This is a genomic window from Tabrizicola thermarum (assembly GCF_003574395.1).
GTDB lineage: Bacteria > Pseudomonadota > Alphaproteobacteria > Rhodobacterales > Rhodobacteraceae > Tabrizicola > Tabrizicola thermarum.
Window position 1 is genome coordinate 1 of record NZ_QMJY01000063.1, and the last position, 11,342, is coordinate 11,342.

The 11,342-nt window shown below is 64.6% G+C and carries 5 protein-coding genes and 3 pseudogenes; 6 read left to right on the plus strand and 2 right to left on the minus strand.

Annotation, left to right across the window (positions count from 1 at the left end; translation table 11 throughout):
* Positions 1 to 137: 137 nt before the first annotated feature.
* Positions 138 to 434 (minus strand): hypothetical protein, encoded by a 297-nt coding sequence (locus tag D5084_RS09395; protein WP_128515242.1) that lies wholly within the window; start codon positions 432 to 434, stop codon positions 138 to 140.
* A gap of 177 nt (positions 435 to 611) precedes the next feature.
* Between D5084_RS09395 and D5084_RS09400 the strand changes: the two genes are divergently transcribed.
* The 4 genes from D5084_RS09400 to D5084_RS09415 all read left to right on the plus strand — a co-directional run bounded on the left by D5084_RS09400 (position 612) and on the right by D5084_RS09415 (position 7,654).
* A complete protein-coding gene (locus D5084_RS09400; protein WP_128515243.1) occupies positions 612 to 4,973 on the plus strand; it encodes a strawberry notch family protein in 4,362 nt (1,453 codons plus the stop codon).
* 3 nt (positions 4,974 to 4,976) lie between these two features.
* A complete protein-coding gene (locus D5084_RS09405) occupies positions 4,977 to 6,008 on the plus strand; it encodes a DUF7146 domain-containing protein (protein ID WP_128515244.1) in 1,032 nt (343 codons plus the stop codon).
* Positions 6,009 to 6,375: 367 nt separating this feature from the next.
* Positions 6,376 to 7,308 carry a DUF2493 domain-containing protein gene (locus tag D5084_RS09410; RefSeq protein ID WP_128515245.1) on the plus strand — a complete coding sequence of 311 codons (933 nt, stop codon included), beginning with the start codon at positions 6,376 to 6,378 and terminating at the stop codon, positions 7,306 to 7,308.
* 133 nt (positions 7,309 to 7,441) lie between these two features.
* Positions 7,442 to 7,654, plus strand: a complete 213-nt coding sequence (locus tag D5084_RS09415) for a WGR domain-containing protein (protein ID WP_238382592.1) — start codon at positions 7,442 to 7,444, stop codon at positions 7,652 to 7,654.
* Positions 7,655 to 7,739: 85 nt separating this feature from the next.
* Here D5084_RS09415 and D5084_RS09420 read toward each other — a convergent pair.
* Positions 7,740 to 8,941 (minus strand): annotated as a pseudogene (locus D5084_RS09420) (IS256 family transposase).
* Positions 8,942 to 9,800: 859 nt separating this feature from the next.
* Between D5084_RS09420 and D5084_RS18740 the strand changes: the two are divergent.
* Positions 9,801 to 10,148: pseudogene (locus tag D5084_RS18740) on the plus strand (transposase family protein); the annotation flags it as partial.
* A 93-nt stretch (positions 10,149 to 10,241) separates the two neighbouring features.
* Positions 10,242 to 11,207: pseudogene (locus D5084_RS09430) on the plus strand (IS481 family transposase); the annotation flags it as partial.
* Between the last annotated feature and the right edge of the window lie 135 nt (positions 11,208 to 11,342).

Below are 11,342 nucleotides of genomic sequence, written 5' to 3' on the forward strand. Positions count from 1 at the left end.
CAAAGGTCTTCCTCTCAGCCGTCGCACTCGCCGCAACCGTCATGTTCTGGCTATGAATGGAGAACGAGTCCTGACCCTAACTTTGCAGTCTCCCCCCATGCGGGCAACAGTCCTTGGCGCGGGAAGGGAGGACGGGATCACTTGTTCCCGTCGATCCACTTCGACATCAGCCCCTTGTCGCGGAAGCATTCGTCCGGGACGGCGCGCCGCTTGATCCGGGCAAGCTTTTCCGCGAAGGCCACCTGCTTTGAGGTCGGCAACCGATCCATGTCAGATACAGGCTTCAGCTGGGCCTGCGCCTCGATCCAGGCGCTCAAGGACCGGCGGTCCTGCTGAACCTCCCAAGGCAGGAGGGTCTGGTTGCGCAGGGCGAGCGAGCGCGCATAGGCGATCTGCTTAGGCGTCGCGGGCAAGGCGTATGTGGTGCTGTCCATCGGGAAACTCCCTTTCTGGCTTGGCATTCAATATAGAACATAACAGGAACAAAATCAAGCCAAGCGTCCGCAACGCACCGGTTCGAGAGGGAGAGAGGGGCCGGGAAAGATCAGGCCTGAGGGTGCCCGAGAGAGGGTGCCCAGGCCTGTCCCTGTCCCTCATTCCGGAGTTTCCCGATGACCTATCTCGCACCCGTTGCGCCTCCCGTTGCTGTTCCATCTCGTGATCTCGCACCTGCGATCATCGCCGTCGCCGAAACCTTGCAGCCTGATCTGGCCCAAGGATTCGAGATCGACGCGCTGCGTCTTCGGCTTGAGATGGAGCGCGCCTTTGGCGGCTCCGATGCCGACGGCGCCTGGGACTGGAAGCTCGCCTATGAGGCGGGCGAGGTGGCGCTGGTCCTCTTCCTGCGGAAATTCGGCCGCGCGCTGCTGGCCCGTGCTGGATCGCCTGCGGCACTGCTGCCGATCCTTGCCAAGGTGGCTGGTCTCTTGCCGACGCACACCCGCCGCTCGGAGGAGATGGAGCGGTTCCAGCAATTCTCGACGCCGCTGCCCATGGGGCTGGCGGCTCTTGCTGCCGCACAGATCACGCCGCGTGACCTAGTCCTTGAGCCTTCGGCCGGGACCGGGCTTCTGGCGATCCTCGCTGAGATCGCGGGTGGCAGCCTCGCGCTGAACGAGTTGGCCGACACCCGCGCCGACCTTCTGCGCCTCCTCTTTCCGGGTCGTCCCGTCACCTGCTTTGACGCAGCCCAGATCGACGATCACTTCGTCGCCGGACTGTGCCCGAGCGTCATCCTGATGAACCCGCCGTTTTCGGCCGTGGCCAATGTCGATGGCCGGACGACCGAGGCGACGGCGCGGCATCTCCGCTCGGCTCTTGCCCGCCTCGCGCCCGGTGGTCGGTTGGTCGCCATCGCGGGGGCGGGCTTCGCGCCCCATGCGCCCGCCTGGGCGGAAACCTTCAGTCGCCTGACCGAGACCGCGCATCTGGTCTTTACGGGTGCGGTGTCCGGTGCCGCCTTCGCCAAGCACGGCACCAGCTTTGAAACCCGCCTCTCGGTCTTCGACAAATGCCGGGGCGGTGAGGCGGGTGGCATCACCGCCGATCTGGCGCGCCCTGTATCGCCTGATGTCGCCAGCCTGCTGTCGCTGATCACCGCCCATGTCCCCCCACGCCTCGCGCTGGCGCAGGTCGCACCAGCCGGGCAGGGCCGCACTTCCCCCTTCCCGGGAAATCCTGCCCGTAGGTCTGGTGCACTGGCCGGGAAATCGCGTGCAACGGCTGCGGCGAAGACCGTTGCCCATTTCAGCACGCCGGATGGTGAGGACCTTGTCTACGCCCTGCGCGAAACGGCGGACGACCTTGGTGCGGCGCGTCTGTCAGACGCGATCTACGAGCCCTTCCGCCTGCAGGCGATCGACATCCCCGGTGCGGCCAGGCATCCGACCAAACTTGTGCAGTCGGCGGCCATGGCGTCCGTTGCGCCCCCGAAACCCAGCTACCGCCCGAAACTCTCCGCCGCCGTCCTGCGCGACGGCCTGCTATCCGACGCGCAGCTTGAGACCGTGATCTATGCCGGTGAGGCGCATGGCGCCTATCTCGCCGGCTCGTGGACCGTCGATGAGACCGGCGAGATGGTCTCTGCCGCCCCCGACGATGCTGGGGACGCTGTCCGCTTCCGCCGCGGCTTCTTCCTTGGCGACGGTACCGGGGCGGGCAAGGGCCGCCAGTCGGCCGGGATCCTGCTCGACAACTGGTGCCAGGGCCGTCGCAAGGCGCTCTGGATATCGAAGAGCGACAAGCTTCTCGAGGATGCACAGCGCGACTGGTCCGCACTCGGGCAGGAGCGCCTGCTCGTCACGCCCCTGTCGCGCTTTGCCCAAGGCCGCGACATCCCCCTTTCCGAGGGCATCCTCTTCACCACCTACGCAACGCTGCGCTCAGAAGAGCGCGGGGCCAAGAAGTCCCGCGTCGACCAGATCGTGGATTGGCTGGGTGCCGACTTCGACGGCGTGATCCTATTTGACGAAAGCCATGCCATGGCGAATGCCGCAGGATCTAAGGGCGAGCGTGGCGACACGGAAGCCTCGCAGCAGGGCAGGGCAGGCCTGCGGCTGCAGCATAAGCTGCCGAACGCCCGCGTGGTCTATGTCTCGGCCACAGGGGCAACAACCGTCCACAACCTCGCGTATGCGCAGCGGCTTGGGCTCTGGGGCGGGGAAGATTTTCCGTTCGCGACGCGGGCGGAATTCGTGCAAGCCATCGAGGCCGGCGGCGTGGCTGCGATGGAAGTGCTCGCGCGCGATCTGCGCTCGCTCGGTCTCTACACCGCCCGATCGCTTTCCTACGACGGCGTCGAATATGAGATGCTGGAGCATGCACTGACCCCTGAGCAACGCCGCATCTACGATGCCTATGCCGGGGCCTTCGCCATCATCCACAACAATCTCGCTGCCGCGATGGAGGCGGCCAACATCACGGGCGACAGCGGCACGCTCAACCGCCAGGCCAAGTCCGCCGCGCGCTCGGCGTTTGAATCTGCCAAGCAGCGCTTCTTTGGCCATCTGCTGACCAGCATGAAAACCCCCACGCTGATCGCCAGCATTGAAGCCGATCTTGCGGCGGGCCATGCGGCTGTCGTCCAGATCGTCTCGACCGGCGAGGCGCTGATGGAACGCCGCTTGTCGGATATCCCGACCGCGGAATGGAACGACATCCGCGTCGACATCACCCCGCGGGAATACGTCCTCGACTACCTCGCCCATTCCTTCCCGGTGCAGCTCTACGAGCCCTTCACCGACAGCGAGGGCAATCTGTCGTCCCGGCCCGTGGTGCGCGACGGCCAGCCAGTCGAATGTCGAGAGGCCGCCCGCAGGCGGGACGCGCTGATCGAAAAGCTGGCCAGCCTGCCGCCCGTTCCGGGGGCGCTCGACCAGATCGTCCAGCGTTTCGGCACCGACCTCGTTGCCGAGGTCACGGGTCGGTCGCGCCGCATCGTGCGCAAGGGCGAGGGTCATTTGGCGCGGCTCGTCGTCGAAAGCCGGGCGGGGTCTGCCAATCTCGCGGAAACCGCCGCCTTCATGGATGACCAGAAGCGCATCCTGATCTTCTCGGATGCCGGCGGCACCGGGCGCAGCTATCACGCCGATCTTGGCGCCAAGAACCAGCGCCTGCGGGTCCACTATCTGCTGGAACCCGGCTGGAAGGCAGACGCCGCCATTCAGGGCTTGGGCCGCACCAACCGGACCAATCAGGCGCAGCCGCCGCTGTTCCGACCCGTCGCCACGGATGTGAAGGCGGAGAAGCGGTTCCTGTCGACCATCGCGCGCCGTCTCGACACACTCGGGGCGATCACGCGTGGCCAACGCCAGACCGGCGGGCAGGGGCTGTTCCGGCCCGAGGACAATCTCGAGTCCTCCTATGCCCGCGACGCTCTGCGCCAGCTTTACCGCCGCATCTATCGCGGCGATGTCGCGGGATGCTCGCTCGGAGCCTTCGAGGATGCCACCGGTCTCAGCCTGACCGATGACAACGGTCTGAAGGACGACCTGCCGCCGATCACGACCTTCCTCAATCGCCTGCTGGCGCTGACGATCCACATGCAGGCCGCGCTCTTTTCGGCCTTCGAGGAATTGCTCGATCAACGGATCGAGGGGGCCATCGCCGCCGGGGTCTATGATATTGGGCTCGAGACGCTACGCGCCGAGAGCTTCCGCGTCACGGATGCGCGCGTCATCTACACCCATCCCGGCTCCGGCGCGGAAACCCAGCTGCTGACCATCGCGGAAAAGCGGCGCAACACGCCGACCTCGCTCGCGGATGCCCTTGACTGGCTCGATGACCCCAAGGCACGCCTTCTGGTCAACAGTCGCTCGGGCCGTGCCGCCGTGCAGGTGCCCGCCACCAGCTTGATGCTGGATGACGGCACCATTGAACCGCGCCTGCGGCTGATCCGGCCGACTGAGGCCAGCACCGTCCCTGCCCGGATGATGAAGGACACCCATTGGTTGGAGGCTGACCGGGCTGCCTTCGCCGCCGCATGGACTGCGGAACTGGCCGAGGTGCCGGAGTTCTCGGAAGCCACGCTGCACATCGTGGCGGGCCTGCTGCTCCCGATCTGGAAGCAGCTTCCTAAGGACGAAACCCGCGTCTACCGGCTGCAGACCGATGACGGTCAGCGCATCATCGGCCGCCGGGTCTCGCCCGCTTGGGTCGCGACCACGCTGGCCACCGACGTACCGCAACTGACGGCGGCGCAGGTCCATGCCCTCGTTCTCGAGGGCAAGACCGTGGTGCGGCTCTCGGAGGGAATGGAACTCCACTGCTCCCGGGTCATGGGCGTGAACCGGATCGAGCTCTCCGGGTTCACCGAGGCCGCCAAGGACCGGCTGAAGGCCGATGGCTTCTTCTCGGAAATCATCAGCTGGAAGTTGCGGCTCTTTTGCCCGACGGATGTGACCGGGGTCAAAGTGCTGGATCGTCTTCTTGCACGTTGTCCTGTTACGGGACTACATGCGCGCGGAGGGTGCTGAGCCATGTATTCCGAGACCGAAGATGTGATCCGTGCTCTTGCGGAAAACGCCGAAGACGTATGTCGCGCCTACCTTCCCGCTGGACGGCGGGAAGGGTCCTACTGGATCGTGGGCGATCTGCAGAACAACCCCGGCCGGTCGCTCTTCGTGCGGTTGACCGGTCCCGCGTCAGGGCCAGGCGCGGCCGGCAAGTTCACCGACGGCGCCACGGGCGAGCATGGTGATCTTGTCGATATCATCCGCGAGAGGACCGGGATCTCCCGCTTTCCCGATCTTCTCACTGAGGCCCGGGCGCATCTTGGCCGTCCGCAGCCGGTGATTCCGGATGCGCCAGTGCCGAAGAAGGCCAAGGCCCTTGGTGGCACACCAGCGGCGGCGGCGCGTCTGTTCGCAGCCTCGGTGCCGGTCACTGGCACGCTTGCCGACACCTACCTTCGCTCTCGGGGCCTGACCCAGGGCGGGGTGATGAGCGCCCTTCGCTTCCACCCGAAGTGCTGGCATCGGGATGAGGGCCAGACCCGGAGTCTCCCCAGACCGGCGCTGATCGCCGCGGTCACCGATGGGACAGGTGCCTTGCAGGGTGTGCATCGCACTTGGTTGGCGCCAGACGGTCAGGGAAAGGCAGCGCTCAAAGCGCAGCGGCGTGCCATGGGTCACCTCCTCGGCAATGCCGTCAGGCTGACCCCGCATGACGACATCCTCGTGGTCGGCGAGGGCATCGAGACCATGCTGTCCCTTGCCGAGGCAGTGCCCGGTCTTCCCGTCTGGGCGGCGCTGTCGTCGGGTCACCTCGGGGCGGTCCTGCTGCCGGATGGGCTTCAGCGCCTCTACATCGCCATCGACCGCGATCCGGCCGGGCAACGCGCGGCAGAGAGGTTGACGGCCAGAGCAATCGAGGTCGGGATTGCCGTTCGGGTGCTGGAGCCGCGGCTTGGGGATTTCAACGATGATCTCCGGGTGAACGGCAAGGAGGCGCTGCGCCAGCATCTGGCAGGACAGATCGGGCCAGAGGATCGGCATCGCCTGTCCGGCTGAGCTGCATCGCGCAAGGGGCGGTCAGGGGACAGCGGGGCAGGGGTCACGGATCCCTGTCATGGCTGTGGATCGTCGCCTTGCTTCTTCCCGGGCAATCTCATCCACCCGTCACCCACACGGCCTTCAAGAGATGGGCAGGCGGCCGTCAAAGGTGCCGCCCCTTCAAGGACGGGGGGCAACTGATTTCCGCCGGCGGGGACGAGCCCCGCCTTTGCATCGCGAAGCAAATCAGCCGCCCCCCGCCCTCCTCCACATGCGTTCCGGCCCCGAAGGCGGGGTGAAGGGGCGTCCCCCGTGACGGCTTTCGCAGCCCATGAAGGCCGCGCGGGATGACGCGCGGACGAGAGAGGCCCGGAGGCAAGAACAGATGACGATCCACACCCACGACGACGCGTATGAACCCGCCCACACCGCATCCCCGACCGCCCATGCGCTCGACGAGCTGCAGCTTTACGGCTACCGCCCCTTTGACGAGCCCGATCCGCGCCCGATGCCCGATGGGCAGCGCCTCGCGGTCGCGGTCGCCGACATCTTCGACGCCCTCGTCGCGACCCTGGAAGACACCCGCATGGAACCCGACCTCGAAGAAGTGCTCTGGGGTCAGGTCAACCTCTTCCACCGCGCTACGGCGAGGGTCGAGCGGTCGCTTGACGAGAACGAACAGGCGCAGCGCCGCCTCCAGCGCGAGCAGGACGGCTCCGAGGTGAAATCCACCGAGCTTGAGCGCCTGACGGCCGAAGGCCTGACCCTGATCGAACGGCGCAACTGCATGGACATGATGCGCGATCACGCCGCGACCGAGTTTGTCCATCACACGGGCTCCACCTGGCGCCCTCGCACCGGATCGATGGTGAACCGCCAGCACATGACCGCAGCGCTGATCGACAGCCGCGACTTCCTGGCCGCGAAGCGCCGCGCCGAGACCGAGGTGATGCTCCCCGCGGGCCCCAAGGTTGCCCTCACCGGCGGGACCGACTTCAACGATCACCGCCTGATCTGGGGCAAGCTCGACCAGGTCCGGACCAAGTATCCCGACATGGTCCTTCTGCACGGGGGAAGCCCCAAGGGCGCAGAACTCATCGCCGCCAAATGGGCCGAGTCCCGGGGCGTGACGCAGGTGGCCTTCAAGCCTGACTGGACCAAGCACGCCAAGGCCGCCCCCTTCAAGCGCAACGACGCCTTGCTGGATGTGCTGCCCGTGGGCGTCCTCGTCTTCCCGGGCAATGGCATCCAGGAGAACCTCGCAGACAAGGCCAAGAAGCTGGGCATCCCAGTCATGAAGTTCGAGAAGGGGGCGTAAGCCCCCTGTTTCCCTCGCAGCGAAATCGAGGTGGAAGCGCAGGCTTCCATCTGATATTGTATAAAAAACCTCTCTCGATAACTACATGTACCATAGTCCGATCCAGCTTGATGTCTTCCCGACTGACGTGTAGATGCGCCGGACCAATCCGGCGCGCAACATGCGTCGCTTCTACAGGCTGAGCGTTCAGCGCGATCTCTTCGGTCGTTCCTGCCTTGTGCGCGAGTGGGGCCGGTTCGATTTCCGGAGTCAGATGATGGTGGAAACGCACCCGGATGAACGCAAGACCAGCATCGCGTTGATGAAGCTCGCAGCGATGAAAAAGCGGCGCGGGTACGCCAACTGACGCTTAGGTTTGCTCTTACTGCTTGGCCTTTGGCAGTTCCTTTCAAGATGAAACGGCGCAGCCCCTCGGAGAGGTCAGGGCTTGATCAGGCGGCCACTGCGGGCAGCCTGACATTTGGATTTTGGGTCACGCGGGCGAGCGTTTCAAGTGACATGTATCGCCGGGCGACCACCCATTCGTCATTGGTCTCGAGCATCAGCGCGCCGACGAGGCGGACGATGGCATCGTCGTTGGGGAAGATGCCGATGGCATCGGCCCTGCGCTTCACCTCCCGGTTCATCCGTTCGAGCGGGTTGGTCGAGGGGATCTGTGTCGAGTGCTCTCGGGGGAAGGACATGTAGGCCAGCACTTCGTCGCGGGAGCTGTCCATCAGGGCGCCGAGCTCGGGCTGCTTCTTACGGAGCGCGTCGGCCACGGTGCCCCACTGCTGCTCGGTCTCAACCTTGGTCTCCTGCGCGAAGATCGTCTTCAGCATCGCCGCCACGGCAGTACGCTGCTTGGCCGGGGCGAGGGCGAGGGCATTTCTCATCCTGTGAATGCGGCACCGCTGGTGGGTGGCGTTGAAGACCCGGCGTGCCGCCGCCCGCAGGCCCTTATAGTCGTCGGTGATCACAAGCTTCACGCCCCGCAGGCCGCGGTCGGCCAAGGAGCGCAGGAAGTCCGTCCAGAACATCTCGGCCTCCGAAGGGCCGTTGGTAACGCCCAGCACCTCGCGCTTGCCGTCCTCGTTGACGGCCACGGCGATTATCACGGCACAGCTGACGATCCGCCCGACCTCGCGCACCTTCGCGTAGGTGGCGTCGAGCCAAAGATAGGGACATGCGCCCTCCACGGGCCGCGACAGAAAGGCATTGACCCGCTCGTCGATCTCGGCGCAGAGACCGCTGACTTGGCTCTTCGACATGCCGCCGGGCCCATGGCCTTGACCAGATCGTCGACCGAGCGCGTCGAAATGCCGTGGACATAGGCTTCCTGAATCACCGCCACGAGGGCTTTCTCGGCGGTGCGGCGGGGTTCGAGGAAGCTGGGGAAGTAGCTGCCCCTCCTGAGCTTGGGGATCTCCAGCGCGATCTCGCCGGCCCGGGTATCCCAATCGCGGTCGCGGTATCCGTTGCGCTGCGCTTCCCGCACCGACGAGCGCGCACCCTTGGCCGCCCCTGTCCGCGCCTCTACCTCGGCTTCCATTATCCGTTCGGCCGCAAAGGCCAGCATCTCGCGCACGAGGTCGCCGTCGGCCTGCTTCTCAACCAGCTCAAGCAACGTCATTCTGTCATCGGTCATCGTCATCTCCGTTTCTGGTTCCAGGCTTCGCAGCCCGAACCCTTTCCAAAGATCGACGGTGACCGCCAGCGTCACCCACGGCCGCGCGCTGCGCTACGCCAAGTGCTCCGCGCTCGGCCTCCTACACCACCACCCGGGACACTTCCGACCTACAGTGTCGGTCGGCCTGGTTCGTGTCGATCTCGTGTCAGATCTGTGGGCTGTCCACGTGGTTTGCAGACAGACTGTTTCTTCCGCGGAAAATAATCTCAGCGCAACTGCTAACGTGGGCAGTCCACTGTTGCGACGCGGCGTGTAGTCGAAGCACCGGGCGGCCGCCGTGATACGGATAACAACCGTAAGCTGTGTTTTTCGAATCGAATGCTCCCACATGATGGTGCGCGCGGGGCCCAAACGGGTACAGCATCTATGATTGCAGTTTAAGTTACAGCCTTCGGCCTCCACGGAATCCTGGTTAACTGAACGTAGATTGTTGCCATGTTCGACTCTGTTAACCCCTTGTTAAGGGGGGCGGCATAACCTTGTCGAAAGTTCATCGAATCTGAGGTCAACCATGCATCCGAGTGAGTTGAAGAACGCCGCCCTCACCGCCGCCGCAAAGGCTGAGCAGGATGGCTTTACTTCTACCGCGATGGCCTTCCTCCAGCTCGCAAATGTCTGTGCCGTGGACGCCAGGCAGCTCGCGAATCAAACGGGTCGAGTTCGTCCGAGTAGTGAAGAGAGATCGTGCTCAGGTAGAGTGGAGATGGCGGTAGTATCGCATTAGGTGTTCGATCCCACGATCTGATGGTGCGATCCTTTCGCAGGAATGGAAGGAAGCATTATGGGATAAGTTCGTCACGGGAGCGCCACGACCACGCACGCCGTGAGAGCTGCAATACAGCGGTCGCAAGCTTCGCTCGCGCAGCTGAGCCGGGAACTGGGCATCAACGCCAAGGCGGTGGCGAAGTGGCGCAAGTGAGCGACAGTCGAGGACATGCAGACCGGGCCGTCGGAAGCGCGGTCCACCATCCTGACCGAGGCTGAATAGTCGGCGGTCATAGCGTTCCGGCGCCATACGCTGCACCCGCTTGATGACTGCCTCTATGCCCTGCAGCCGTCAAACCCGCACCTGACCCGCTCGGCGCTGCATCGCTGCCTACAATGTCACGGCATCTCGCGGCTGCCGGATGTCGAGGGTGACAAGCCCAATCGCCAGAAGTTCAAGCTCTACCTGTTCCATCCCGGATGATCACATAGACCCTCGTCGGTCGGCCCTTTTCATGGCAAGGTCGATCCTGCGTGAGGTTCGGGAGGGGGTGGGAACATGCTGATCTCTTTGCACAAGCAGGCGACGACGACCCCGAAGATCCGGGCTGCGATTCAAGCAAGCCGCGAACCGGCCTGGGTGGTGGCCGAGCGCTATGGGATCTCCGAGCAAACAGTGTGGAAGTGGCGAGGTCGCGACGACGTCCACGACCGGAGCCACACGCCGCACGGCTTGCAGACGACGCTGGCGCCGGCCCAGGAGGCGGTCGCCGTGGCGCTGCGCAAGGCGCTTCTCTTGCCGCTCGACGATCTGATTGCCGTGGTTCGCGAGTTCCTCAACCCGCAGGTCTCGCGGTCCGGTCTCGACCGCTGACTTCGACGCCACGGGGTGGGCAACCTGCAGGCCCTGAGGCCGACCGAACCCAAGCCTGCGCACGGCATCTTCAAGGCCTACGAGCCCGGTTACCTGCACATCGACATCAAGTACCTGCCGCAGATGGCCGACGAGGATCGCCGCCGATACCTCTTCGTGGCCATCGACCGGGCCACGCGGTGGGTCTTCGTGCGCATCTATCCGGCACAGACCGCAGCCAACGCACGAAGGTTCCTGCGCGATCTGGAACGCGCCGCCCCGATGAAGATCGCCAAGGTGTTGACCGACAACGGAAAGGCCTTCACCGACCGCCTGTTCGGTCTGCGCAAGCGCGCCGCCAGCGGACAGCACGAGTTCGACCAGCTCTGCGCAGAACTCGGCATCGAGCATCGCCTGACCCCACCGATGCGACCGCAGACCAATGGCATGGTCGAGCGATTCAACGGCAGGATCAAGGATGTCCTGCAGAGCCATCGCTTCCAGAGTGGCGAGGACCTGGAGCAGACCCTCCTGCGCTACGTCCACCTCTACAACAGCCAGCTCCCGCAATCCGCCCTCAAGGGCAGATCACCCATCAACGCCCTCAAGTACTGGCAACGTCAAAGGCCCGACCTGTTCAGGAAGCGGATCTACAATCACGCGGGATGTGACATCTACCCCATCGGCTTCTTTCACATCGACATTGCCGAGGTGCTGAGCTACCCTCCGAAAATCGTACAGTGACGGAAGCTACGATCTGAAGTCTGCTGGTCTCCAAACACGAGGAGATCAGGACATGTCGAAACG